Origin of the sequence: Streptomyces sp. NPDC058459, assembly GCF_042721685.1 — a bacterium.
GTDB lineage: Bacteria > Actinomycetota > Actinomycetes > Streptomycetales > Streptomycetaceae > Streptomyces.
In genome coordinates, this window is sequence record NZ_JBHXLV010000101.1 from 1 (window position 1) to 22,976 (window position 22,976).

At 71.5% G+C, this 22,976-nt stretch carries 25 protein-coding genes; 12 read left to right on the forward strand and 13 right to left on the reverse strand.

The genetic code is table 11. The annotated features are described in order from the left end of the window. Positions 1-36: 36 nt before the first annotated feature. Both ACFWN1_RS19465 and ACFWN1_RS19470 read right to left on the reverse strand, forming a co-directional pair. Positions 37-1,080, reverse strand: coding sequence for an SRPBCC family protein (locus ACFWN1_RS19465; RefSeq protein WP_384363461.1), 1,044 nt, complete (start codon positions 1,078-1,080; stop codon positions 37-39). Positions 1,081-1,083: 3 nt separating this feature from the next. Beyond that, complete coding sequence (locus ACFWN1_RS19470; RefSeq protein WP_384363463.1) at positions 1,084-1,953, reverse strand: histone protein; 870 nt, start codon at positions 1,951-1,953, stop codon at positions 1,084-1,086. Positions 1,954-2,209: 256 nt separating this feature from the next. Here ACFWN1_RS19470 and ACFWN1_RS19475 point away from each other — a divergent pair, with 256 nt between their 5' ends. From ACFWN1_RS19475 to ACFWN1_RS19510, 8 genes are read left to right on the forward strand one after another with little or no spacing between them, the layout of a single operon-like run. Beyond that, positions 2,210-2,560: a gas vesicle protein gene (locus ACFWN1_RS19475; RefSeq protein WP_384363465.1), complete on the forward strand. Its 351-nt coding sequence runs from the start codon at positions 2,210-2,212 to the stop codon at positions 2,558-2,560. A gap of 24 nt (positions 2,561-2,584) precedes the next feature. Beyond that, complete coding sequence (gene gvpJ / locus ACFWN1_RS19480) at positions 2,585-3,061, forward strand: gas vesicle protein GvpJ (protein WP_384363467.1); 477 nt, start codon at positions 2,585-2,587, stop codon at positions 3,059-3,061. A gap of 3 nt (positions 3,062-3,064) precedes the next feature. Next, the gene (locus tag ACFWN1_RS19485) at positions 3,065-3,778 is read left to right on the forward strand and encodes a GvpL/GvpF family gas vesicle protein (RefSeq protein WP_384363469.1); all 714 of its coding nucleotides are present in this window, start codon (positions 3,065-3,067) and stop codon (positions 3,776-3,778) included. 15 nt (positions 3,779-3,793) lie between these two features. Beyond that, positions 3,794-4,042 carry a gas vesicle protein GvpG gene (locus ACFWN1_RS19490; protein WP_384363471.1) on the forward strand — a complete coding sequence of 83 codons (249 nt, stop codon included), beginning with the start codon at positions 3,794-3,796 and terminating at the stop codon, positions 4,040-4,042. Positions 4,043-4,091: 49 nt separating this feature from the next. Further along, positions 4,092-4,604, forward strand: coding sequence for a gas vesicle protein (locus ACFWN1_RS19495; RefSeq protein WP_384363473.1), 513 nt, complete (start codon positions 4,092-4,094; stop codon positions 4,602-4,604). Next, positions 4,597-5,385 (forward strand): GvpL/GvpF family gas vesicle protein, encoded by a 789-nt coding sequence (locus tag ACFWN1_RS19500; protein WP_384363475.1) that lies wholly within the window; start codon positions 4,597-4,599, stop codon positions 5,383-5,385. Before ACFWN1_RS19495 ends, ACFWN1_RS19500 begins: the two co-directional genes overlap by 8 nt. Then, on the forward strand, positions 5,382-5,627 hold the full coding sequence (locus ACFWN1_RS19505; RefSeq protein ID WP_384363476.1) for a gas vesicle protein: 246 nt from the start codon (positions 5,382-5,384) through the stop codon (positions 5,625-5,627). Before ACFWN1_RS19500 ends, ACFWN1_RS19505 begins: the two co-directional genes overlap by 4 nt. Continuing rightward, positions 5,617-6,027 (forward strand): gas vesicle protein K, encoded by a 411-nt coding sequence (locus ACFWN1_RS19510; RefSeq protein ID WP_384363478.1) that lies wholly within the window; start codon positions 5,617-5,619, stop codon positions 6,025-6,027. The genes ACFWN1_RS19505 and ACFWN1_RS19510 overlap by 11 nt, the downstream gene beginning before the upstream one ends. 21 nt (positions 6,028-6,048) lie before the next feature. Here ACFWN1_RS19510 and ACFWN1_RS19515 read toward each other — a convergent pair whose 3' ends face one another. The 5 genes from ACFWN1_RS19515 to ACFWN1_RS19535 all read right to left on the reverse strand — a co-directional run bounded on the left by ACFWN1_RS19515 (position 6,049) and on the right by ACFWN1_RS19535 (position 11,622). Continuing rightward, a complete protein-coding gene (locus tag ACFWN1_RS19515) occupies positions 6,049-8,373 on the reverse strand; it encodes an FdhF/YdeP family oxidoreductase (RefSeq protein WP_384363480.1) in 2,325 nt (774 codons plus the stop codon). A gap of 81 nt (positions 8,374-8,454) precedes the next feature. Continuing rightward, complete coding sequence (locus tag ACFWN1_RS19520) at positions 8,455-8,973, reverse strand: SRPBCC family protein (protein ID WP_384363482.1); 519 nt, start codon at positions 8,971-8,973, stop codon at positions 8,455-8,457. A gap of 293 nt (positions 8,974-9,266) precedes the next feature. Beyond that, a complete protein-coding gene (locus tag ACFWN1_RS19525; RefSeq protein ID WP_384363484.1) occupies positions 9,267-9,863 on the reverse strand; it encodes a class I SAM-dependent methyltransferase in 597 nt (198 codons plus the stop codon). A gap of 70 nt (positions 9,864-9,933) precedes the next feature. Then, positions 9,934-10,356: an SRPBCC family protein gene (locus ACFWN1_RS19530; protein WP_384363486.1), complete on the reverse strand. Its 423-nt coding sequence runs from the start codon at positions 10,354-10,356 to the stop codon at positions 9,934-9,936. An 81-nt stretch (positions 10,357-10,437) separates the two neighbouring features. Next, a complete protein-coding gene (locus tag ACFWN1_RS19535; RefSeq protein ID WP_384363488.1) occupies positions 10,438-11,622 on the reverse strand; it encodes a hypothetical protein in 1,185 nt (394 codons plus the stop codon). 182 nt (positions 11,623-11,804) lie between these two features. Here ACFWN1_RS19535 and ACFWN1_RS19540 point away from each other — a divergent pair, with 182 nt between their 5' ends. Next, positions 11,805-11,978, forward strand: a complete 174-nt coding sequence (locus ACFWN1_RS19540; protein WP_384363490.1) for a hypothetical protein — start codon at positions 11,805-11,807, stop codon at positions 11,976-11,978. Between the two features lie 3 nt (positions 11,979-11,981). On the opposite strand, the gene ACFWN1_RS19545 is transcribed toward ACFWN1_RS19540, so the two are convergent. From ACFWN1_RS19545 to ACFWN1_RS19565, 5 genes are all read right to left on the reverse strand, one after another. After that, positions 11,982-13,181, reverse strand: a complete 1,200-nt coding sequence (locus ACFWN1_RS19545) for a sensor histidine kinase (RefSeq protein WP_384363492.1) — start codon at positions 13,179-13,181, stop codon at positions 11,982-11,984. Beyond that, complete coding sequence (locus ACFWN1_RS19550) at positions 13,169-14,872, reverse strand: cation acetate symporter (protein WP_384363494.1); 1,704 nt, start codon at positions 14,870-14,872, stop codon at positions 13,169-13,171. The genes ACFWN1_RS19545 and ACFWN1_RS19550 overlap by 13 nt, the downstream gene beginning before the upstream one ends. Continuing rightward, positions 14,869-15,201 carry a hypothetical protein gene (locus tag ACFWN1_RS19555; protein WP_384363496.1) on the reverse strand — a complete coding sequence of 111 codons (333 nt, stop codon included), beginning with the start codon at positions 15,199-15,201 and terminating at the stop codon, positions 14,869-14,871. The genes ACFWN1_RS19550 and ACFWN1_RS19555 overlap by 4 nt, the downstream gene beginning before the upstream one ends. A gap of 115 nt (positions 15,202-15,316) precedes the next feature. Beyond that, a complete protein-coding gene (locus tag ACFWN1_RS19560) occupies positions 15,317-16,147 on the reverse strand; it encodes a LytR/AlgR family response regulator transcription factor (RefSeq protein ID WP_384363498.1) in 831 nt (276 codons plus the stop codon). Between the two features lie 103 nt (positions 16,148-16,250). Then, the gene (locus ACFWN1_RS19565) at positions 16,251-18,137 is read right to left on the reverse strand and encodes an ABC transporter ATP-binding protein (RefSeq protein ID WP_384363500.1); all 1,887 of its coding nucleotides are present in this window, start codon (positions 18,135-18,137) and stop codon (positions 16,251-16,253) included. A 349-nt stretch (positions 18,138-18,486) separates the two neighbouring features. On the opposite strand from ACFWN1_RS19565, the gene ACFWN1_RS19570 reads away from it, so the two are divergent. After that, the gene (locus ACFWN1_RS19570) at positions 18,487-19,572 is read left to right on the forward strand and encodes a mechanosensitive ion channel family protein (RefSeq protein ID WP_384363502.1); all 1,086 of its coding nucleotides are present in this window, start codon (positions 18,487-18,489) and stop codon (positions 19,570-19,572) included. Between the two features lie 39 nt (positions 19,573-19,611). On the opposite strand, the gene ACFWN1_RS19575 is transcribed toward ACFWN1_RS19570, so the two are convergent. Next, complete coding sequence (locus tag ACFWN1_RS19575) at positions 19,612-20,268, reverse strand: HD family hydrolase (protein WP_384363504.1); 657 nt, start codon at positions 20,266-20,268, stop codon at positions 19,612-19,614. 131 nt (positions 20,269-20,399) lie between these two features. Between ACFWN1_RS19575 and ACFWN1_RS19580 the strand changes: the two genes are divergently transcribed. Together ACFWN1_RS19580 and ACFWN1_RS19585 are read left to right on the forward strand one after the other, a co-directional pair. Then, entirely contained in the window at positions 20,400-20,627 is a 228-nt protein-coding gene (locus ACFWN1_RS19580; RefSeq protein WP_384363508.1) for a DUF4186 family protein, read from the forward strand. A 106-nt stretch (positions 20,628-20,733) separates the two neighbouring features. Continuing rightward, positions 20,734-22,953: an NADP-dependent isocitrate dehydrogenase gene (locus tag ACFWN1_RS19585; RefSeq protein WP_384363506.1), complete on the forward strand. Its 2,220-nt coding sequence runs from the start codon at positions 20,734-20,736 to the stop codon at positions 22,951-22,953. Positions 22,954-22,976: the final 23 nt, after the last annotated feature.

Consider the following 22,976-nt stretch of genomic DNA (forward strand, 5'->3'; position numbering starts at 1 on the left):
CGCGGGGGCGGGCGCGCCCGGCGCGCGGTGCGGACGTCACCTCTCTTCCTGTTCCTCCTCTTCCTCCTCTTCCTCTTCGTCCTCGAAGTCGCCTTCTTCGCCGGGGGCGTCGTCGTCGGAGTCCTCGTACTCGTCCGCGTACTCCTCGCCGTCCTCGTACTCCTCCTCGTCGCCCTCCTCGCCCTCTTGACCTTCCTCGCTCTCTTCGCCCTCTTCGCCCTCCTGCTCGGCTTCGGCCTCTTCCTCCTCCAGGGCCTCCTCGTGGGAGCGGACCACCTCGCCGTCGCGGATCTCGCCGCGCCAGCCCTCGACCTCGTCGGGGTCGGCGAAGCTGACGTAGCGCTGGAAGTTCTTGAAGTCCAGGCGGAGCCTGCGCCCCTGCGCGCGCCAGATGTTGCCGGTCTTCTCGAAGAAGCCGGACGGGGAGTACTCGACGACGAGGACGACGCGGGTCAGCGTGGGGCCGAGTTCGTGGAACGTCACGCAGCCGCGCGTGGTGCCCTTGGCGCCCTCGGAGGTCCAGACGATCCGGTCGTCCGGGATCTGCGTCTGCGTGGTCGCCTTGTAACTGCGCTTGGAGGGGCCGACCTTCAGCTTCCAGTCGCTGGTGACCTCGTCGCTCTGGGAGACGCTCTGCACGCCCTTGGTGAACCCGCTGAAATCGTCGTACTGCGTCCAGTGGTCGTACGTCTCGCGCAGCGGCAGGCCGATGTCCAGCACCTCGATGATGTTCATCACCTTGGCGCGGCCGGACTTCCCCTTGCTCTTGCCGAACAGGCTCTTGGCCCCTTCGACCACCTTGTCCTTGACGTCCCCGGCCTTCTGGGCCACGAGCGCCTTCAGCGGTGACTCGCCCCCGAGGATGCGGCTGCCGACGCCGGTGAGGAAACCGCCGCCCTTGCCGTCGGCCGACTGCAGGAGCTGCTGGGTCAGGCCGGTCAGTCTCTCCCCCGTCTTCTCGACGAGGTGTCCGGCCTGCGCCTCCAGGTATTCGACGAGTTCGTCGCGCAGCGTGTCCAGGCCGGAGCCGGCACCGTCCTTGCCGTCGCTCTTGACGTCAGCCTTGTCCGTGTCAGCCATGGCCTACCTCCGACGCCCGGTGGTCTTCTTGGCGGCCGACTTCTTCGCCGGCGCCTTCCTGGCGGGAGCCTTCTTCGCGGCCGGCTCCTTCTCGGCGGCCTTCTTGGCGGGAGCCTTCTTCGCCGCCGACTTCTTCGCCGGTGCGGACTTCTCGGCAGGAGCCTTCTTGGCGGCGGGCCGACGGCGGGCCGGCTTCTCCGGCTCCTCCTCGGGCTCTTCCTCCTCCTCGGGCTCTTCCTCTTCCTCGGGCTCCTCGGGCTCTTCCTCCTCTTCAGGTTCCTCCTCTTCCTCTTCCTCGGGTTCCTCGGGTTCCTCGTGCTCCTCCGCTTCTCCCTCGAACTCCTCCTCTTCCTCTTCCCCCTCTTCCGGTTCCTCGGGTTCCTCCTCGTCCGGCTCCTCCTCGGCCCCTTCCTCGGCCTCGAAGTCCTCTTCTTCCTCGGGCTCCTCGGCCTCGTCCTCGTACTCCGCGCCCTCTTCCTCCTCGTTGTCCTCGGGCTCCTCGGGCTCCTCGCCCTCTCCGGGCTCCTCCGCCTCCTCTGCCTCCTCCGGCTCATCGGTCTTACGGCCGATGCGCTGGGTGCGCTCGCGGAGGGACTCGGCGAGGTCGCCGAGCCGGCGGTCGGCGGTGGCGGTGAAGGCCTTGCGGCCCGCTTTCAGCAGCTCGCCGCGTACCTGCTCGTTGAGTTGCTGGATGCCCGGCACATCGCCGAGCTTGCCGAGGCCCTCGGTGACCAGTGCCTGGGGGTTGAGTCCGGTGCGGCGGCCGGCGAGATAGGTCGCCAGGGCGAAGGCGAGACGTCCCTTCTTCGTCCGTCCGAGTACGTAGCCACCGGCGACGGCGGCGGCGAGAGCGACCTTGGTCGTGTCATTCATGAACCGGTTCCCTTCGGAAAGGGTCAGGAAAGAGACGGGAGTTCCGACCCGGCCCGCGATCGAGGAAGAAGGGATCGCACGCACCGTGCCGTGCCGGGCTCCGAGCGAGCCGCATGCGCGGTCCGAGCGCGGCCCACGGGGAGCCGGTCGACGCCGATGCGACCTATAACCCTATATGCTGAAATTGTATGTTCATGCGTGGAATCTGGCGCCCGCTCCGCACAGCGGAGAGACCGCTTCGACCACCGGAGAGATCATGGCCGCAGCAGAAGAGCCCGCCAGGCGGCGACCGAGCGGCAGCCGCAGCACCGGCCGGCGTCCGGCCGGTGAAACGCGCCGCCGCCCCGCCAGGGGCCCTGCCTGGGCGATGCGGACCGCCGCCGAGCAACTGACAGAGCTGCTCGGCCGGCCCCCGGAATCGGTCTCGGCGCTGAAACCGACGGACGACGGTTGGGAGGCCGACGTAGAGGTGCTCGAACTGGAAAGAGTGCCCGAGACGACCAGCGTGATGGCGACCTATCGCGTCACCCTCGACAAGGAGGGCGACCTCGTGTCCTACGAGCGCACGCGCCGCTACACCCGGGGGCAGATCGACCGGCGCGGCTGAGATCCGCCGGTGAAGGGAGGCACCATGACCGTGGTGCCGCAAGGCGGAGGCAACGTCACCCGCGGCGGTGGCGGCGGCAGCCTCTACGACGTCCTGGAACTCATCCTGGACCGCGGACTGGTGATCGACATCTTCGTCCGCGTGTCACTGGTGGGCATCGAGATACTGAAGATCGACGCCCGGATCGTCGTCGCCAGTGTCGACACGTATCTGCGGTTCGCGGAGGCGTGCAACCGGCTTGACCTGGAGGCCGGGCGCAAGGCGCCGGCCCAGCTCACCGACATCGTCGGCGACACCGTGGAGAGCGGCGCCAAGGGCAAGTCCAAGGGCGCTCTGAGCGGGGCCGCCGAAGCGGTCACCGACTCCCTCAAGGCCGTCACCGGCGGTGACCGCGACGAGGAGGCCGATGAAGAGGGGGAAGAGGAGGAGCGGGAGCCCGTGCGGAAGCGGCGGCCGGTCAAGCGCGCCTCCGGGCGGACCTCGACCCGCGAGAGGGAATGAGCCATGGGCGTCTACGTCTACTCCGTCACCGACAAGCAGCATCCGCTGCGCCTCGACGACCTGCGCGGCGTCGGCGCGTCCCCCGGTCCGCTGCGGGCCGTGACCGCCGGTTCGCTGTGCGCGGTGGTCAGCGACGCGCCTGAGGATCTGCGCCCCAAGCGCCGCGACGTCGGCGCGCACCAGGAGGTGCAGGAGCGGCTCATGGCCGACGGCACGGTACTGCCCCTGCGGTTCGGGCTCGTGGCGGCGAGCGACGACGAGGTGCGGGCCGCCCTGGAGGAGCGGGCCGACGAATACACGGACCGGCTCCGGGAGCTGGAGGGCTGCACCGAGTACCACCTCAAGGTGGCGCAGGACGAGGACTCCCTGCTCCGGCTGATCCTCGCCGAGTCGCCCCCGGCGCGGCAGCTCAACGACGAGATCCGGGGCGGCACGGCGGACCCCGCCGCGGCCGTGCGGCTCGGCGAGCTGGTGGCCCAGGAGGTACAGGCGCGTCAGGAGGCACTGGCCGCCGGGGTGGTCGAGGCACTGCGCCCGTTCGCACGCGACCTGGACTCCTCCCAGCCGACCGGGTCGGACTTCCTCAGCGTGTCGTTCCTGGTGGCCGACGATCAGGAAGAAGCCTTCCTGACGACGGAGTTGAGTGTCGCCCATCAGCTGGGCGAGGGCCTCGACTTCCGGCTGAACGGCCCGCTGCCGCCCTACAGCTTCGTCTGAGAAGTGTGATGCGCGATGGGCCTGTTCACCCAGATCCTCACCCTCCCCCTGGCGCCGGTGCGCGGGGTCGGCTGGGTGATGGAACGCGTCCTGGAGGCGGCCGAGGACGAGTACTACGACCCGGCACCCGTCAAGAGCGAACTCGCCGCGCTGGAGCAGCAGTTGCTGGCCGGGGAGATCGACGAGAAGACATTCGACCGGCGCGAGGACGAACTGCTCGACCGGCTGGAGGAGATACGGAACTTCCGGAACGGACAGCCCTGATCCGGCACGCACCGACCCGGCACGCACCAGGAAACACGAGGCCATCATCGTGAGCGAACCACTGGGCAACCGCCTCGGCTCATCCCCCTCGCGGGCGGCTCAGCCGTACGGGCAGGGCTCGTCCGCCAACCTCGCCGACATCCTCGAACGCGTCCTGGACAAGGGCATCGTGATCGCGGGCGACATCCAGATCAACCTGCTCGACATCGAACTGCTGACCATCAAACTCCGGCTGCTGGTGGCCTCCGTCGACAAGGCGAAGGAGATGGGCATCGACTGGTGGGAGCACGACCCCTCGCTGTCCTCGCGGGCCAGGAACGAACACTCTCTCGCCGAGGAGAACGCCCGCCTGCGCGCCGAACTGACCGCGCTCAGACAGCCGGAGGAGCTACTCGAGGCCGAGCCGGAGCTGGTGGAGGAGGAGGAAGAAGAGGAACAAGAGGAACAAGAGGAAGCGGAGCCCGAGGAAGAGGTGGAGGAGGCCGAGGTGGAGGAGGAGGAGCCGGAACCGGAGCCGAGTCCGCGCCCCGCCCGTCGCCGGAAGCGGACCCGCGATGAGTGACCTGATGACCTATGTCTACGGCGTGACCCACGCCGACGCCATCCTGCCGGACCGGGTCGCCGCGCTGGAGGGCGTGGTCGGCGCCCCCGTGCACCTGGTGCCCGGCGGTGACGGCCTGACGCTGGTGGCGAGTCCGGTGCCGGCGGAGGACTTCCGCGAGGAGGCGCTGCGCCGCCGGCTGGAGGACCTGGACTGGCTGACGGCGGTGGCCCGTGCCCACCACGGGGTGGTGGAGGCGGTCGCCGCGCACACCACCGTGCTGCCGCTGCGCCTGGCCACGGTGTACCTCGATGACGCACGGGCCCGCGAAGTGCTGGACACCGGGCGGAAGTTCTTCGCGGATCGGCTGACGCATCTCTCGGGGCACGTCGAGTGGGGCGTGAAGGTCTACGTGGACCCCTCGGCCGCCCCCGGGACGCCTGCCGTCCCCGCCGAGATGGAGTTGAGCCCCGGACGCTCGTATCTGCGCGGCCGCAGGCAGCAGCAGCGCGTGCGGGACACCGTCCATCAGGCGGCGCAGCGGGCGGCGGAGGGCATCGAGGCGGCGGGGCGCGCGCACGCCACCGAGCGGGCCCGGCACCGGGTGCAGCAGGGGACGCTCGCCGAGGCGGCGGGCGAGAACGTGGTCAACGACGCCTATCTGGTGCCGCTGGAGCGCGGCGAGGCGTTCCGGGCCGAGGTGGCGCGGGCGGCCGACGGGCTGGCGGGGGTGCGGGTCGAGATCACCGGGCCGTGGGCGCCGTACTCCTTCGCGATGGCGCCCGAGGAGACCGAAGCATGACGACGCCGGACCGGCAGGCGGCAACCGAGCCGCTGGCGCAGCGGCAGGTGGCGCTCATCGACCTCCTGGACCGCCTGCTGAGCGGCGGGGTCGTGCTCACCGGCGACGTGGTGCTCTCCATCGCCGGCATCGACCTGGTACGGGTCTCGCTGCGGGCGCTGATCGTGTCCATCAGCGCGGAGGTACCCTCCCCGTTCGCCGAGCCGAGGGCGACAGCGCGGCGGGGTGAGCATGACGGCTGACGAGGAGCGGGACGGTCCGGACCGGCGCAGGGCGGAGGTGGCCGCGGCCGCCGAGCGGGCGTTCCGGCTGCTGCCCGCCGCGCCCGGCGATCTGGCCTCTTCCGGCGAGCGGGCGTCCGTACCGGCGCGCCGGATCACCGCCGACCCCGACACGGTGGAGCGGGACCTGATGAAGCTGGTCCTTACCCTTGTCGAGCTGCTGCGTCAGCTGATGGAGCGGCAGGCGCTGAACCGGGTCGACGAGGGCGATCTGACCGAGGAGGAGGAAGAGCGCCTGGGGGCGACCCTGATGCTCCTGCACGACCGGATGACGGGGCTGTGCGCCCGGTACGGCCTCACGATGGAGGATCTCAACCTCGACCTGGGTCCGCTGGGCACGCTGCTGCCGCCCCCGGAGTGAGGGCGGCAGCGGCGGCGGGGGTCACTCGTGCCAGTGGGTGGGCCTGGTGCCGGGCGGCGGACTGACCGGTTCCAGCCGGACCACGAACCCCTTGGAGGTGGGCTGGTTGCTGATCTCGGCGACGCTGTCGAGCGGGATCAGCGGCTGCACCTCCGGGTAGTACGCGGCGGCGCACCCCCGGCTGGTGGGGTAGGGGATGACCTCGAAGCCCTCCACCCGGCGGTCGACATCGTCCTGCCAGACACCGATGATGTCCACGAACTGCCCCCGGATCAGCCCGAGATCGACCATGTCCTCGGGGTTGATCATGATGATGTCGCGGCGTCCGTGGATACCGCGGTAGCGGTCGTTGTTGGTGTACGGGATGGTGTTCCACTGATCGTGCGAGCGCATGCTCTGCAGGACGAGGTGGCCGGGCGGCGCCGCGGACATGGCCCAGTCGTTGACGGTGAACATGGCCTTGCCGGTGGCGGTGGCGTAGACGCCCTCGTTCACCGGGTTCGGCAGCTTGATGCCGCCCGGCCGGGAGACCCGCCGGTTGAAGTCGTGGAAGCCGGGGATGATCCGGGCCACCCGGTCGCGGATGTTGCCGTAGTCGGCCTCGAAGTCGAGCCAGGGGATGTCAACGGTGTCGCCGAGGGTCCGCTCGGCCAGCCGGCACAGGATGGCCACCTCGCTGAGCAGCAGCCGGGAGGCGGGGCGGAGCTTGCCGTAGGAGGTGTGCACCTCGCTGGAGGTGTTCTCCACGGTGACGAACTGCACGCCGCCCGCCTGGATGTCGATCTCGGTGCGGCCGAGGCAGGGCAGGATCAGCGCGGTCTCGCCGGTGACGGTGTGCGCCTTGCTGAGCTTGGTGGAGATCTGCGCGGTGACCTTGCAGCGGCGCATGGCGGCGTCGGTGACGTGGGTGTCGGGGGCGGCGCGTACGAAGTTGCCCGCCAGCGACAGGAACACCCTGACCTTGCCCTCGGCCATCGCCTGGACCGCCTTCACCGCGTCGTGGCCGTGGTGGCGGGGCGGGTCGAAACGGAACTCGGACTTGAGCGCGTCCAGGAACTCGTCGGGCATCCGCTCCCACACACCCATGGTGCGGTCGCCCTGGACGTTGCTGTGTCCGCGCACGGGGCTGGCGCCGCAGCCGACCCGGCCCAGGTTGCCGCGCAGCATCAGGAAGTTGACGATCTCACGGACGGTCGGCACGCCGTGCCGCTGCTGGGTGACGCCCATCGCCCAGCAGACGATGGCGCTCCTGGCACGCATGACGTGGTCGTGGGCCTCCTCGATCTGCTCCCGGGTGAGCTGGGTGGCGGTAAGGATGTCGTCCCAGGAGATGCCGCGGGCGTGCGCGGCGAACTCCTCGAAGCCGGAGGTGTGGTCGGCGATGAAGTCGTGGTCGAGCACGGTGCCGGGCGCGGCGTCCTCGGCCTCCAGCAGCAGCTTGTTGAGGCCCTGGAACAGAGCCAGGTCGCCACCGCTGCGGATGTGCAGGAAGAGGTCGGAGATCCTGACGCCGTCGCCGATCACACCCCGGACCTCCTGGGGGTTCTTGAACCGCATCAGGCCGGCCTCGGGCAGCGTGTTCACCGCGATGATCGTGCCGCCGTTGTGCTTGCACTCCTCCAGCGCGGACAGTTGCCGTGGGTGGTTGGTCGCCGGGTTCTGCCCGACGAGGAAGACCAGGTCGGACTGGTGGATGTCGTCCAGCGAGACGGTGCCCTTGCCGGTGCCGAGCGTCTCGTGCAGGCCGAAGCCGCTGGTCTCGTGGCACAGGTTGCTGCAGTCGGGCAGGTTGTTGGTGCCGAGGGCGCGGGCGAAGAGCTGGAGCACGAACGCCGATTCGTTGCTGGCCCGGCCGGAGGTGTAGAAGCACGCCTCGTCCGGTGAGTCCAGGGACTTCAGCTCGCCGGCGAGCAGGTCGAGCGCGCCGGCCCAGCTGATCGGCTCGTAGTGGTCCGAGTCGGCCCGCTTGATCATCGGCTCGGTGAGCCGGCCCTGCTGGTTGAGCCAGAGGTCGGACTGCTCGGCGAGCCAGGAGACGGGGTGGGCGCGGAAGAAGTCACGGGTGATCCGGCGCCCGGTGGCCTCGTCGTTGATGTGCTTGGCACCGTTCTCGCAGTACTCGTTCAGGTGCCGGTGGCCCGGTGCCGGGTCGGCCCAGGCGCAGCCGGGACAGTCGATGCCGCCGACCTGGTTCATGGTGAGCAGCGTCGTCGCCGTGGTGCGCGGCGACGCCTCGTCGAGGGAGTACTCCAGAGCGTGCGTCACCGCCGGGACGCCCGCCGCCCACTTCTTCGGCGGGCTGACGGTCAGCGGCTCGTCCGGCTCGTGCTTCGGCGCCTTCTTCATGACACATGCCTCTCGCTCTGTCCTGCGGAACGCGGAGGGGGAGCCGCTCGGCCGTCCGGCGCCGCGTCCAGGCTCAGGGGGTCAGCCGACGGGCCACTTGGGGACGCGGCTCCTGGGCGGGTCCGGCTCGGCGTGCGAGACCCGGCCGTGGTGGATGGAGCCCCGCCAGGCACCGCCGGCGTCGCCGAGGCCCTCGATGAACTCCTTGAAGTTCTCCAGCGACTCGCGGACGAGCCGGTCCGCCCGGCCCGCCGAGCCCGGCAGCCGGCCGCTGAGCCCGCGCGGCTCGATGTGCATCCTGACCGTGATCACGGTGCGGTCCGGCGCGGCCTCGCGGAAGGACACGTCGCCCCACAGCCAGGGGTCGCGTCCCACGGTTCGCCAGGCGATCAGCGAGTCCGGTTCCTGCTCCACCGTCTCGGCCATGAACTCCTTGCTGAGCAGCCCCGCCCGCACCGTCCACCGGGTCATCGCGGGACCGACCTGGTCCACGTGCTGCACGGCGGTCATGATCCGGGGAAAGCTCTTGAACTGGGTCCACTGGTCGTACGCGGTGCGTACGGGTACTCGGACCTCGACCGACTCTTCGACACTGCTCATGGTCCACCTGCTTCCAGGCACGGATGACTCAAGTCTTGCCGGACCACGCACCCGTCGCCATAGCGGGGAACAGGGCCCCCGAAGCCGCATTTGCGAGCTTTCGGGCGAGGGGCGGGATGATGAAGTTCAAGGACGACACCCCGTCCGAGGCCTGTCCGCGCTGGTCACAGGCGGTTCTCACGGTCCCGGCCCGCTGACGGCCGTACTGTCGTCGGCTCGCGGATGCGAGGTGACGACGCTCGCGTGGGATTCCGAGGAATCGGCCCGTCGACCGGCACCCGCAGCGTCCGTGCTCACGGCTTCCGCCAGGTGAGCGAGTAGCGGCGCAGCACGTGCCGCCGGTAGCGCACCCCGGGCAGCAGCAGCCGTGCCGTGGCCCGTACCTCGCCGTAGCTCATCTCCGGCTTCGCCACCGGCATGCCCTCAGGGACGCTCGCCCGCCGCACCGCCTTGGTGACCCGCATGACGGGCGCCGCAGCGACGAGCGCCGCCCACTCGGCCACGCTCTTCTCCCGCGCGAGCCCCACGATCACCAAGGTGCCGCCGGGGCGCAGCAGTTCCCGCATCCGGAGCAGGGCCGCGGTGAAGTCCATGTGGTGCACGGTGGTCACCGAGCAGATGAAGTCGTAACCCCCGGCGGGCAGGTCCGAGGCCAGGAAGTCGGCCTGCACGAACCGCACGTGGTCCGGTCCCCGTTGCCGCGCGCGGGCGATCATCTCCGGCGACCTGTCGAGACCGGTGACACGCCGGACGCGGCCGGCGAGCTTGCGGGCGAGCAGCCCGTCCCCGCAGCCGACGTCCAGCGCCTCCCCGCACCCCTCGGGTACGAGGCGCAGGATGCCGGGGTGGCGGGCGATGTTGGTGTTCCAGTACGGGTCCGGGGTGCGCATGCCGGCATCGTAGGGACCGGAGCGGTCGCGCCGGGGCGACTCCCGGGATCGGGCGCCGGCGCGGGCAGGACTACGTCCCCTCGCGCAGCGTCCGCTCCAGGGCCGCGAGCCCCTCCGTGTAGATGCCGTGGAACAGGCTGACCGCCTCCTCCTCGGTGACGCCGGCCGGGGTGAAGGTGCCGGACCACTCGACGCGGGCGGTGCCGGGGTCGGGGAGGTCGCGCACGGTCAGGGTGGAGAGGTAGCCGGTGACCGGGAAGGGGGCCCGCAGGATGGTGTAGGTGTAGCTGCGGGCCTCCTCGTCGAAGGCGGTCAGGCGTTCCACGACGACCTCGCCCTCGGCGTTGGTGAGCGTACGGACGCGGCCGCCCTCGGAGAGGGTGCTGCCGGGGATGGAGGGGAGCCAGTCGGTCAGCGAGCCGAAGCCGCCGATGAGTTGCCAGACGTGCTCGGGGGTGTGGGGGACGTCGAGGTAGGTGCTCGTGCCGGCCATGGTGCTCCTCCTGGCAGGGGTTCGCAGACGGTGGCGTCGCTTTCCGTGCGACCGTGCCCGGCACCCGCGACCAGGACGAGGTCAGTATCTGAGCAGGGCCGCCACTCCGCCGGCCTCGGCGAGGGTGCCGTCGGGGACGAACAGGATCTGGCTGTCGGCGTCGATGGCCCGGTCCACGAGTTGCTCGATGATGTCGGTGGTCACGCCGCGGGTGTGCGGCGGCGGCTCGACGTCCGGCCTGGGGTCGGGCAGCGTGACCGGTTCGGGCACCTCGGCCAGTTCCAGCACCCGGCCGTCCTCGGTGATCCGGCCCGCGATGTCGAGCCCCTCCTCCACCAGCAGCCGTGCCACCCGCTTGTCCGCGACGGCCGTCCAGACCTCCGGCGGCCCGCCCGCGTACTTGCCGAGCCCGCGCGCCTCGCCCAGTGCGTCGACGGCCTCCGCGACCTGCTTCTCACGGAACTCGCCGAGGACCGGCTCCAGCCGCTTCATCAGATCCTTCGCCCGGTCCTTGTCCATCCCGGTCAGCGGCAGGGTGCCCGCGATCATGCTGCCGTGCGTAGTGACGGCCTTGAACGCCGCGAGGGTCTTGTCGCCGCCGATGACGAACAGCGGCAGGCCGCCGTCGTGCTCCTCGACGGCATCGCCGAGACGCTTGTCGACCATGCGCAGATACTGCTCGACCCGCGCCTTGTGCCCCTCGTACGGCGCGGAGTGCGGGATCGCGCCGGGCAGCGCGTCCTCCGGCGACGGGATCTCCGGCGCGCACGGGAAACCGTGGTGCTCCACCTCGTCCAGGCGCTTCACGGAGCCGTGGTAGAGGCGGCACATCTCCTGGTCGAGGACGAGCACGAGGAACGGGCGGGACCGCTGCTCGGCGGCTTCCAGATACCGCGTCAGGAACTGGTCGGCGAACTCCACGCGCGGGCGCACCGGCGCGAGGGAGGTCATCTGCCAGACCTGGACCGGCTCGTCGGCGGCCACGTAGACCACCATCGCGTCGTCGGGGTGGAAGGGGTCGGCCACCTGCTCGATCACCGAGGTGTCCAGCATGTGGTCCCGCAGTTCCAGCCGGGTCTCCCGCGAGACGTCCGGGTCGTCCGCGAGCCGGCGCCTGGCCGCGGTGACCAGGTCACGCAGGAGGATGCGGTCCTTCTCGCTGAAGGGGAAGTCCGGGTCGGTCGGCATCACCAGAGTGATGGCGGGGTACGACCTCGGTTCGCTCAGAGCGGCACGGATCTCAGGAGTCAGCTCAGAGGTATGCACCAAGTCAGCCTCGCACCGCGCCCACGCGCCCGCACCTCGAACGGGGGCCCGGCCCGGTCGCCCGAATAGCGGAGCGGACATACCATAAAACGTGACGAAGCGGGCGCCGTCGTGCGGTGACCGGATCTTCCTGGACGCATCTCCCGGGACACGCGGACCTGATGCGAGCAAGGAGTCAAGTCATGCGTAAGAACTCGCCGGTGAAGGGGCATCACGGCCTGGGGGCGCGAGGGCAGGGCAAGCAGCTCTACTACCACACGCAGATCCCCGAGGCCGCCGCCCGGCAGGCGAAGGACCGGCAGCCGGACCGGCGTCAGCAGCAGGAGCGGAAGCAGTCCGACGGCCGCTGGACCTGACGCTCACCCCTGACGCGGGCGGAACTTCGGGACCCGTACGGTGATCTTCGTGCCGGCACCCACGCCGGTCTCGATGACCAGACCGTACGGGTCCCCGTACACCTGGCGCAGCCTGCGGTCGACGTTGCTCAGGCCGATGCCGGTGTCCGGTCCGGCGGTGCCGCGCAGCAGGGCGCGTAGCCGGTCAGGTTCCATGCCGATACCGTCGTCCTCGATGACGACGCGGGCCTCCGTGCCCTCGTCCTCCGCGATGATCGTGATGCGGCCGCGCTCGGCGGACTCCGCCAGGCCGTGTTTGAGCGCGTTCTCCACGAGCGGTTGCAGACACAGGAACGGCAGGGTCACCGGCAGCACCTCGGGCGCGATCCGCAGGGTCACCGCGAGTCGGCGGCCGAAGCGGGCGCGGGCGAGTTCGAGGTACTGCTCGATGGAGCGCAGCTCTTCGGCCAGCGTGGTGAAGTCGCCGCCCCTGCGGAACGAGTAGCGAGTGAAGTCCGCGAATTCCAGCAGGAGTTCACGGGCGCGCTCGGGGTCGGTGCGCACGAACGAGGCGATGCTCGCCAGCGAGTTGTAGATGAAGTGCGGGGAGATCTGGGCGCGCAGGGCGCGGATCTCGGCCTCGATCACGCCGGAGCGGGCACGGTCCAGATCGACGAGTTCGAGCTGGACGGAGACCCAGCGGGCGACCTCCTCGGCGGCCCGGAGCAGCACCCCGGACCCGCCGTCACCGAATGCGGCGAGCACACCGGTGACCCGGCCGTCCACGGTCAGCGGGGCGAGCACCCCCTGCCGGACAGGACAGCCGGCGTGCGCACAGGCCAGTTCGACGCTCTGCGTACGTCCGCCGCGCACCACGGCGGGCAGCCGTTCGGTGATCTGGTCGCGGTGGTGGTCCCCCGCGCCGTCCCAGGCGAGCACGGTCTCCGCGTCGGTGAGGGCGAGCGCGCCGGTGCCGAGCAGCGGCCGCAGCCGCCGTGCCGCCTTGCGCGCGGTGTCCGGGGTGAGACCCGCGCGCAGCGGGGGCGCGGCCAGCGAGGCGGTGTGCAGGGTGTGGAACGTGGCCTGCTCCACGGGCGTGCCGGGCCCGGCCGGATTCGCCTGCTGACGACGCAGGGCGACATGCCCGAGCGCCGCCCCGAGCACGAACAGCGCCAGCCCCGCGACGGCCAGCAGCAGCACCCCGAGCACACTCAGCCCCGCCATCTCAACGCCCGTCCCTCCGGCAGATGCAGGCGCGCCATCGTGGCCGCCGTCCCGGGCGGGACGCGGCGCGGGGTGGCCAGCGAGACCAGCACCATCGCGGCGAAGCCGACCGGTACCGACCAGACGGCGGGCCACGCCAGCAGGGTGTGGGCCCAGCCGGAGCGGGCGCCGCCCGCGATGGTGGCGAGGACCGCGGCGAGCGCCGAGCCACCGCCGAGGCACAGCCCGGCGACGGCGCCGGGCGGGGTCAGTCCGCGCCACCAGATACCGAGGATCAGCAGCGGACAGAAGGAGGACGCGGACACGGCGAACGCCAGCCCCACCGCGTCGGCCACCGGCAGCCCGCCGACCACCGTCCCGGCGGCGGTGGGCACGGCGATGGCCGGTACGACGGCGAGCCGGAAGTGCCGCAGCCCCAGCGCCGGGAGCACGTCCTGCGCGAGCACCCCGGCGACGGACATGGTGAGCCCGGACGCGGTGGAGAGGAAGGCCGCGCAGGCGCCGCCCGCGACCAGCGCGCCCAGCAGATCACCGCCGACCCCGCCGACCAGCCGTTGCGGCAGCATGAGTACGGCGGCGTCGGTGTCGCCGGTGAGCAGCAGATCGGGCGCGTACAGCCGGGCCAGCGAGCCGTACAGGGGCATCAGCAGGTAGAACACGCCGAGCAGGCCGAGCACGATCACCGTGGTGCGGCGGGCGGCCCGGCCGTCGGGGTTGGTGTAGAAGCGGACGACGACATGGGGCAGGCCCATGGTGCCGAGGAAGGTGGCCAGGATCAGCCCGTACGTGGCGTACAGGCCGTGTTCCGCGCCGCTCGGGGCGAGCGAGGCGGAGCCCGTCTCCCGCTCGGGCAGCGGCACCTGGGCGCCGGGGGGAAAGCGGAGGCCGGTGTGGGCGCCGATGCGGTGGCGGCCCTCGGTGAGGGTGAGGGCGGCCCCGCTCAGCGGGTGGCCGTCGACACTGCCGGAGACGGTCACGCGCACCGGCTCGTGGACGGTGACGGTCACCGGCCGGTCGAGGCGGACCTCGGTGGCGCGGTGGAAGACGGGACGCTCGTCCCAGGCGGGCAGCGGGGCGCGGTCGGCGTGCCAGGCGGCGAGCAGGAACACCACGGGCACCAGCAGCGCGGTGAGTTTCAGCGAGTACTGGAACGCCTGGACGAAGGTGATGCTGCGCATGCCCCCGGCGGCGACGGCGGCGGTCACCACGGCGGCGACGACCAGTCCGCCGAGCCAGCCGGGCGCGCCGGTGAGCAGCCGGAGGGTGAGGCCGGCGCCGCGCAGCTGGGGCAGCAGGTAGAGCCAGCCCACGCCGACGACGAGCACCCCGGCGATCCGGCGCACGGCCCGCGACTCCAGCCGGGCCTCGGCGAAGTCGGGCAGCGTGTAGGCGCCGGAGCGGCGCAGCGGGGCGGCGACGAAGGCCAGCAGCACGAGGAACCCGGCGGTGTAGCCGATGGGGAACCAGAGCATGTCGACGCCCTGGGCCAGCAGCAGTCCGGCGATGCCGAGGAAGGAGGCCGCGGAGAGGTACTCCCCGCTCACCGCGAAGGCGTTGAGCCGGGGGGCGACGGTGCGGGAGGCCACGTAGAAGTCGGAGGTGGTCCGCGAGACGCGCAGGCCGAGCGCGCCGACGAGTGCCGTGGCGAGCACCACGGCGGACACCCCGGCCATTCCGTAGGTCTGGTTCAACGCCCTGTCACGTCATCCTCGTCGCGCTCCGCACGGCGGAGGTACCGGACGCCGGTGGCCAGCATGACGGGGTAGGGCGCGACGCCCAGCAGCAGCCAGGCGGCACCCTGACGGACGTCACCGGGCGGCAGGAGCCGGAACAGCACGGGAAGCAGCCCGAGGGGAAGGGCGAGCAGGGAGCACGCGACGAGGCCGCTCCGTATCTGACGGCGCATCAACTCACGTACAGCAGCGTCATCATGGGCGGAGGAGTCCGGACAGGCGGCCCGCGTACGACCGGTGGGGGCGCCGGTGACCACCTCCCGGCGCGGCGCGGGTCCCGTACCCATGACCCACCCCCCGAGGCACCGGTGATCACCTTGTCGCGGCGAGTGTACGCAGCGCTTCGGTGGTGAGACAGGGCCTCGGCGCGGTTCGGCACAGGGTCGTCACCGCCCGATCGGCTCAGCGGACACGGGCGGCGGTGCCGGTGGCGCGGCGGGCCAGCAGATCGCGCAGTTCACGGGCGTTGCGGCGGCTGACGGGGAGGACGCGGTCGCCGACCCGGACACTCAAGTTGCCGCCGTCCAGCCGTAGTTCCTCGATCCGGGCGAGCGCGACCAGATGGCTGCGGTGGATACGGACGAACCCGTGCGTCCGCCACTGCTCCTCCAGCGTCGACAGCGGTACGCGCACCAGGTGGCTGCCACGCCGGGTGTGCAGCCGGGCGTAATCGCCGTGCGCCTCGGCGTAGGCGATGTCGGCGACGGACACGAACCGGGTCACCCCGCCGAGTTCCACCGGGACCTGGCCGCCGGTGGGCGGGGCGGCCGGGTGGGCGCGGGGACCCCGGCCGGCGTGGGTCAGCTCGGCCACCCGGCGCACCGCCTCGGCGAACCGCTCCTCGCGCAGGGGCTTGAGGAGGTAGTCGACGGCCTTGAGGTCGAAGGCGCGGACGGCGAAGTCCTCGTGGGCGGTGACGAAGACGATGAGCGGCGGCGCGGCGAACCCGCCCAGCAGCCGGGCCAGTTCGAGACCGTCGAGGCCCGGCATGCTGATGTCGAGGAAGACGACGTCGACGGCCGCGGCGCCGCCCTCGACCGCGTGGCCGAGGGTGCGCAGGGCCTCGGTGGCCTCCAGCGCGGGGAGTACGGTGCCGACCCGGGGGTCCTGGCCGAGCAGGTACAGCAGCTCCGAGAGCGCGGGTTCCTCGTCGTCCACGGCGAGGACCCGCAACAGGCCCTCGCCGTGGCCGCCTTGTGCTTCGGTCTGTCCCGCCCGCCCCGCCCCGCTCATCCCCTGCGGCTCCTCTCGCCCGTGCCCGTGCCCGTGGGAGGAATCGTGAGCCCTGGGGCGGACGGCGTCCAGCACGACGCCGTGGTCGGTCCACCGGGACCGGTCAGGCCACCGTCACCGTCTCGTCGTCCTTGTCCGCGAACTGGGTCCGGTACAGCTCGGCGTACCGCCCCCGGGCCGCGAGGAGTTGGTCGTGGGTGCCGCGTTCCACGATCCGGCCTGCCTCCACGACGAGGATCTGGTCGGCGGCGCGGACGGTGGAGAGCCGGTGGGCGATGACCACGGCGGTACGGCCCTGCAGCGCCTCGGTCAGGGCCTCCTGGACGGCCGCCTCGGAGGTGTTGTCCAGGTGGGCGGTGGCCTCGTCGAGGATGACGACGCGCTGCCGGGCCAGCAGCAGCCGGGCGATGGTCATGCGCTGGCGTTCACCGCCGGAGAGCCGGTAGCCGCGCTCGCCGACGACCGTGTCGAGCCCGTCCGGCAGCGACCGTACGACCCCGTCCAGCCGGGCCCGGCCGAGCGCGGCCCACAGCTCCTCGTCGTCGGCGCCGGGGCGGGCGAGGAGCAGGTTGGCGCGGACGGTGTCGTGGAAGAGGTGGCCGTCCTGGGTGACCATGCCGACGGTGGCCCGCAGCGAGGCGGACTCAAGGTCCCGTACGTCGGTCCCGCCGACCCGCACCGCGCCGCTGTCGGTGTCGTACAGCCGGGGCAGCAGCTGGGCGATGGTGGACTTGCCGGCGCCGGAGGAACCGACCAGGGCGACGGTCTCGCCGGGGGCCGCCCGGAAGGAGACCCCGTGCAGCACCTCGGCGCCGCCGCGTACGTCGAGTGCGGCGACCTCTTCCAGGGAGGCGAGGGAGACCTTGTCGGCGGCCGGGTAGGCGAAGCGCACGTCGTCGAACTCGACGGCGACCGGGCCGTCCGGCACCGCGACCGCGTCCGGCTTCTCGGCGATGAGCGGCTCCAGGTCAAGCACCTCGAAGACCCGCTCGAAGCTGACCAGGGCGCTCATCACCTCGACCCGCGCCCCGGCGAGCGAGGTGAGCGGGGCGTAGAGCCGGGTGAGCAGCAGGGCGAGGGAGACGACAGCGCCCGCCTCCAGGGTGCCGCGCAGCGCGAACCAGCCGCCGAGGCCGTAGACGAGGGCGAGGGCGAGCGCGGAGACCAGGGTGAGGGCGGTGATGAACAGCGACTGGGCGGTGGCGGTGCGCACCCCGATGTCGCGGACATGGCGGGCGCGGGCGGCGAACTGGGCCGACTCCTCCTCCGGGCGGCCGAACAGCTTGACGAGGGTGGCGCCGGGCGCGGAGAAGCGTTCCGTCATCCGGGTGCCCATGGCCGCGTTCAGCTCGGCCGCCTCCCGCTGCATCCGGGCCATGCGGCGGCCCATCCGGCGGGCGGGCAGCACGAACACCGGGAGCAGCACCAGGGCGAGCAGGGTGATCTGCCAGGACAGGGTGAGCATCACCGCGAGGGTGAGCAGCAGGGTGACCACATTGGTGACCACCCCGGACAGGGTGGAGGCGAAGGCCCGCTGGGCGCCGATCACGTCGTTGTTGAGGCGGCTGACCAGGGCGCCGGTACGGGTGCGGGTGAAGAAGGCGACCGGCATCCGCTGGACGTGGTCGAAGACGGCGGTCCGCAGGTCGAGGATGAGCCCCTCGCCCAGAGTGGCCGACAGCCGCCGGACCAGGATGCCGAGTCCGGCCTCGGCGAGCGCGACCACCGCGATGAGCAGCGAGAGCCTGACCACCCGGCCGGAGTCGTGGCCCGCGACGATGGCGTCGACGACGCGTCCGGCGAGTACCGGGGTGGCGACGGCGAGCAGGGCGGTGACGATGCCCAGCAGGACGAACCGGGTGATGCCCGCGCGGTGCGGCCGGGCGAAGGCGGCGATACGGCGCAGGGTGGCGCGGGCGAGTGGCCGGCGCTGCGCCTGCGCGGTCATCACGCTGTGCAGCTGCGTCCAGGCGGTGGTTTCCATGCTCATGGGTCCAACGTAGGACCTCGAGTTTGCTTGACGTCAACGGTTCCGGGGGCCGCGTGCGGCACAGTGGCCCCTCCGGCAGCCCGGCGAGGAGGAGTCAGGCCGGTGCCGGGCGGCACGGGCGTTCGACGGGGCGTGGACTCCCGGCGGGAAGCACGCCTGTCCGTGCGTCTTCCGGCGGTGCGAACTGCCGTGCCGCATACGGCAGGATGAGCACACGTGCCCTTCGTCGCACCTCCGTACGGTGGGCACGGTCGCACTTCCCGGACAGCGAACAGGTGGCAACGTGACGCGACTTCACATCCGGCCGACGGCGGCGTCCTCGGGCAGCACGCCCCGGTGGAGGTGACCGGTGAACCGTGACGCGACCTTGGACGACCTGGTCCTCGCCGGAATCGCGCTGGCCGCCGGTCTGGTGCTGGCCTTCCTGTCCCGCACGATGCTGCGCTGGCTGGCCAAGCACGCCAAGCGGACGCGCTGGAGCGGTGACGACGTCATCGTGGACGCGCTGCGCACCGTCGTGCCGTGGGCCGCGACAGCGGGCGGGGCCGCCGCCGCCGCGGCTGTGCTGCCGCTGACCGGCACCGTGCAGAAGCACGTCGACCAGACGCTCCAGGTCTGGCTGATCTTCGTGGTGACCCTGTCCGCGGCCCGGGTGATCGCGGGCCTGGTGCAGAGCGTCACCCAGTCCCGGTCGGGTGTGGCCGGCTCGGCGACCATCTTCGTCAACATCACCCGCGTACTGGTCCTGGCCATCGGTTTCCTGGTGGTCCTGCAGACCCTCGGCATCTCGATCGCCCCGATGCTCACCGCCCTCGGGGTCGGTGGTCTGGCGGTCGCGCTGGCGCTCCAGGACACGCTGGCCAACCTGTTCGCGGGCGTCCACATCCTCGCCTCCAAGACCGTGCAGCCCGGTGACTACATCCGGCTGAGCAGCGGCGAGGAGGGGTACGTCGTCGACATCAACTGGCGTCAGACGACCGTGCGTCAGCTCTCCAACAACCTGGTGGTCATCCCCAACGGCCAGCTCGCCAAGACCAACATGACCAACTTCACCCGCCCCGAGCAGGAGTTGACGGTGCTGGTGCAGGCGGGGGTGAGCTACGACTCGGACCTGGAGCACGTCGAGAAGGTGACGGCCGAGGTGGTCGACGAGGTCATGACCGAGATCACCGGCGCGGTCCCGGAGCACGAGGCGGCGATCCGCTTCCACACCTTCGGCGACTCACGGATCGGGTTCACGGTCATTCTGGGCGTCGGCGAGTTCAGCGACCAGTTCCGGATCAAGCACGAGTTCATCAAGCGCCTGCACCGCCGCTACCGCGAGGAGGGCATCCGCATCCCGGCCCCCACCCGCACGGTCGCCCTGCAGCAGGGCTCGGTGCTGATACCGCACCAGCGCACGGCCGACGACGTGACGGCACCGTCCGAGCAGTGACGCCGGCGGCGCCCTCCCGGCTGGGGGGCGCCGCCCTTGTCAGTCCTGGGCCGGCGTGCTCCGTGACCAGCCCCGCCGCTCGCCCTCGTCGATGAGGTGCCGGCCCGCCGTCCACGGGGAGGCGGAGGCGTCCCCGATCACCGCCTTGCGGGCCCGGACATCGTCGGCGGTGACCCCGGGGGTGCGCCACGTGCCGCCGCGCGCCATCCAGTTGAGCAGGAGCGGCTGCAGCCGGTCCATCGCCTTGGCGAACCGGGCCTCGGGGGTGGCACGCTCCTCGAACTCGTCCCACAGCGCCCGCATCCGCCGGGCCTGATCGTCGGGGAGCAGGTGGAAGAGTTCGTCCGCCGCGGCCTCCTCCCGCTCCCGCTGGCCGGCGCCGCCCGCGCTGTCGTACAGCGGGGTGTCCCCGGCGTAGATCTCCACCAGGTCGTGCAGCAGCACCAGCTCGATGGTGCGGCCCACGTCGACGGGCTCGTCGGAGTGCTCGGCGAGGACCGCGACCATCATGGCGAGGTGCCACGAGTGCTCGGCGTCGTTCTCCCGGCGGTCCGCCGCCGCCAGGGGCGACTGACGCAGCACGGTCTTGAGCCGGTCCACCTCCACCAGGAAGGTCAGCTGGGCCCGCAGCCGCTCCTCGATGCCGTCGGGCAGGGGCGTCTCGTCCACGAGCAGGTGCCGGTTCTCATCACTCACCGACTCATCGTGGCACGCGCGGCCGGGGCGCGCGGCACCGGGCGGGGCTCGAAACAGTGTGACTTGCTCCGGTACACCGGGGCCCCTTCGCCCCGCCGCCTCCCGCCGAGCTGGACGCCCGGCTCGACTCGATCACCCGGCAGCCGTTCCGGGCCGGGTTCCGGCCGCACGGCCGGGACCGGGCGACCGCCGACCTGGAGGGCCCGGCCACCGTCCGCCGGCACGCGTACGACCCGATCGCCGGGCGGCTCGCCCCGGCGCAGCCGTACAAGGACGGCAAGCAGACCCTCTACCGCGGCGACCCCGCCTTCGTCGCCCACCTCGTCTTCGTCGCCCAGCACGCCACCGGCGGGAGATGACCGGCAAGGCGCGCCGAGCGGTCGGTTGCGGACCCCTGTCGAACCGGACCCGGTCACGAGATATCTTGATGTCGAGCAATGTTGCAGACGTGGAGCGGAGCACCCGGTGACTGACTCGACCATCATCTACACCTACACGGACGAAGCGCCGGCCCTGGCGACCCATTCGTTCCTGCCGGTGATCCAGGCGTACGCCGCGCAGGCCGGGGTCCCCGTGGAGACCCGCGACATCTCGCTGGCCGGGCGCATCATCGCCGTCTTCCCGGAGTACCTGAACGAGGACCAGCGCATCCCGGACGCGCTCGCCGAGCTGGGCGACCTGGCGAAGACACCGGCCGCGAACATCGTCAAGCTGCCGAACATCTCGGCCTCGATCCCCCAGCTCAAGGCCGCCGTCGCCGAACTGCGGGCCAAGGGCTACGCGCTGCCGGACTACTCCGAGGACCCGAAGACCGACGAGGAGCGCGAGGTCCGCGCCCGCTACGACAAGATCAAGGGTTCCGCCGTGAACCCGGTCCTGCGCGAGGGCAACTCCGACCGCCGCGCCCCCGCCTCGGTGAAGAAGTACGCGGGGACCCACCCGCACCGCATGGGCGCCTGGACTTCCGGGTCCAGGACCAGCGTGGCCACCATGGGTGAGAACGACTTCCGCTCCACCGAGAAGTCCACGGTGATCGCCGAGGACGGCACGCTCCGTATCGAGCTGGTCGCCGAGGACGGCACCACCACCGTGCTGCGCGAGTCCGTACCGGTCCGCAAGGACGAGGTCGTCGACGCCTCCGTGATGCACGTCGCCGAGCTGGAGCGGTTCCTCGCCGCGCAGGTCGCCCGCGCGAAGGAGGAGGGCGTCCTGTTCTCCGTGCACCTGAAGGCCACGATGATGAAGGTCTCCGACCCGATCGTCTTCGGCCACGTGGTGCGCGCCTTCTTCCCGAAGACCTTCGCGAAGTACGGCCAGACCCTGAAGTCGGCCGGCCTGTCCCCCAACGACGGCCTCGGCGGCATCTACAAGGGCCTGGAGAGCCTGCCGGAGGGTGCCGAGATCAAGGCCTCCTTCGACGCCGAGCTGGCCGAGGGCCCCGCGCTCGCCATGGTCGACTCCGACAAGGGCATCTCGAACCTGCACGTCCCCTCGGACGTCATCGTGGACGCCTCCATGCCCGCGATGATCCGCACCTCCGGCCACATGTGGGGCCCGGACGGCGAGGAGCACGACACCCTCGCGGTGATCCCGGACTCCTCCTACGCGGGTGTCTACCAGGCCGTGATCGAGGACTGCCGCGCCAACGGCGCCTACGACCCGGCCACCATGGGCACGGTCCCGAACGTCGGCCTGATGGCGCAGAAGGCCGAGGAGTACGGCTCGCACGACAAGACCTTCGAGGTCGCGTCCGCGGGCACCGTCCGCGTGGTCGACGCCGGCGGCAACGTGCTCATCGAGCAGCCGGTGGCCGAGGGCGACATCTTCCGCGCCTGCCAGACGAAGGACGACCCGATCCGCGACTGGGTCAAGCTGGCCGTCACCCGCGCCCGCGCCACCGGCGACCCGGCCGTGTTCTGGCTGGACGAGACCCGCGCGCACGACGCCAACCTGATCGCCAAGGTCAACCAGTACCTGCCGGAGCACGACACCGAGGGCCTGGACATCCGTGTCCTGCCGCCGGTCGAGGCCGCCAAGCTGTCGGTGGAGCGCATCCGGCGCGGTGAGAACACCATCTCGGTGACCGGCAACGTGCTGCGTGACTACCTGACCGACCTCTTCCCGATCCTGGAGCTGGGCACCAGCGCCAAGATGCTGTCGGTCGTCCCGCTGATGGCGGGCGGCGGCCTGTTCGAGACCGGCGCCGGCGGCTCCGCCCCGAAGCACGTCCAGCAGCTCGTGAAGGAGAACTACCTGCGCTGGGACTCCCTCGGTGAGTTCTTCGCCCTGGTCCCGGCCTTCGAGCAGTACGCCGAGACCACCGGCAACACCCGTGCCAAGGTCCTCGCCGACACCCTGGACCGCGCCACGGCGACCTTCCTCAACGAGGACAAGTCCCCGGCCCGCCGCGTCGGCGGCATCGACAACCGCGGCAGCCACTTCTTCCTCTCCCTGTACTGGGCGCGGGAGCTGGCCGGGCAGACCGACGACGCCAATCTCGCGAAGGCGTTCGCCCCGTTCGCCGAGTCCCTCGCCGCCGACGAGCAGCGCATCGTCGAAGAGCTGCTCGCCGTGCAGGGCTCCCCGGCCGACATCGGCGGCTACTACCAGCCGGAGAAGGCCAAGGCGGACGCGGTCATGCGCCCGTCGGCCACCTGGAACGCGGCACTCGGCTCCCTGAGCTGACACCCGGGCCAGCAGTACGTGCG

Excerpts from the sequence above, each read along its gene's own strand:
- ACFWN1_RS19465 (WP_384363461.1), bottom strand. The coding sequence starts at position 1,080 with ATGGCTGACACGGACAAGGCTGACGTCAAGAGCGACGGCAAGGACGGT.
- ACFWN1_RS19470 (WP_384363463.1), bottom strand. The coding sequence starts at position 1,953 with ATGAATGACACGACCAAGGTCGCTCTCGCCGCCGCCGTCGCCGGTGGC.
- ACFWN1_RS19475 (WP_384363465.1), top strand. The coding sequence starts at position 2,210 with ATGGCCGCAGCAGAAGAGCCCGCCAGGCGGCGACCGAGCGGCAGCCGC.
- gvpJ (WP_384363467.1), top strand. The coding sequence starts at position 2,585 with ATGACCGTGGTGCCGCAAGGCGGAGGCAACGTCACCCGCGGCGGTGGC.
- ACFWN1_RS19485 (WP_384363469.1), top strand. The coding sequence starts at position 3,065 with ATGGGCGTCTACGTCTACTCCGTCACCGACAAGCAGCATCCGCTGCGC.
- ACFWN1_RS19490 (WP_384363471.1), top strand. The coding sequence starts at position 3,794 with ATGGGCCTGTTCACCCAGATCCTCACCCTCCCCCTGGCGCCGGTGCGC.
- ACFWN1_RS19500 (WP_384363475.1), top strand. The coding sequence starts at position 4,597 with ATGAGTGACCTGATGACCTATGTCTACGGCGTGACCCACGCCGACGCC.
- ACFWN1_RS19505 (WP_384363476.1), top strand. The coding sequence starts at position 5,382 with ATGACGACGCCGGACCGGCAGGCGGCAACCGAGCCGCTGGCGCAGCGG.
- ACFWN1_RS19510 (WP_384363478.1), top strand. The coding sequence starts at position 5,617 with ATGACGGCTGACGAGGAGCGGGACGGTCCGGACCGGCGCAGGGCGGAG.
- ACFWN1_RS19515 (WP_384363480.1), bottom strand. The coding sequence starts at position 8,373 with ATGAAGAAGGCGCCGAAGCACGAGCCGGACGAGCCGCTGACCGTCAGC.
- ACFWN1_RS19520 (WP_384363482.1), bottom strand. The coding sequence starts at position 8,973 with ATGAGCAGTGTCGAAGAGTCGGTCGAGGTCCGAGTACCCGTACGCACC.
- ACFWN1_RS19525 (WP_384363484.1), bottom strand. The coding sequence starts at position 9,863 with ATGCGCACCCCGGACCCGTACTGGAACACCAACATCGCCCGCCACCCC.
- ACFWN1_RS19530 (WP_384363486.1), bottom strand. The coding sequence starts at position 10,356 with ATGGCCGGCACGAGCACCTACCTCGACGTCCCCCACACCCCCGAGCAC.
- ACFWN1_RS19540 (WP_384363490.1), top strand. The coding sequence starts at position 11,805 with ATGCGTAAGAACTCGCCGGTGAAGGGGCATCACGGCCTGGGGGCGCGA.
- ACFWN1_RS19545 (WP_384363492.1), bottom strand. The coding sequence starts at position 13,181 with ATGGCGGGGCTGAGTGTGCTCGGGGTGCTGCTGCTGGCCGTCGCGGGG.
- ACFWN1_RS19555 (WP_384363496.1), bottom strand. The coding sequence starts at position 15,201 with ATGGGTACGGGACCCGCGCCGCGCCGGGAGGTGGTCACCGGCGCCCCC.
- ACFWN1_RS19560 (WP_384363498.1), bottom strand. The coding sequence starts at position 16,147 with ATGAGCGGGGCGGGGCGGGCGGGACAGACCGAAGCACAAGGCGGCCAC.
- ACFWN1_RS19565 (WP_384363500.1), bottom strand. The coding sequence starts at position 18,137 with ATGAGCATGGAAACCACCGCCTGGACGCAGCTGCACAGCGTGATGACC.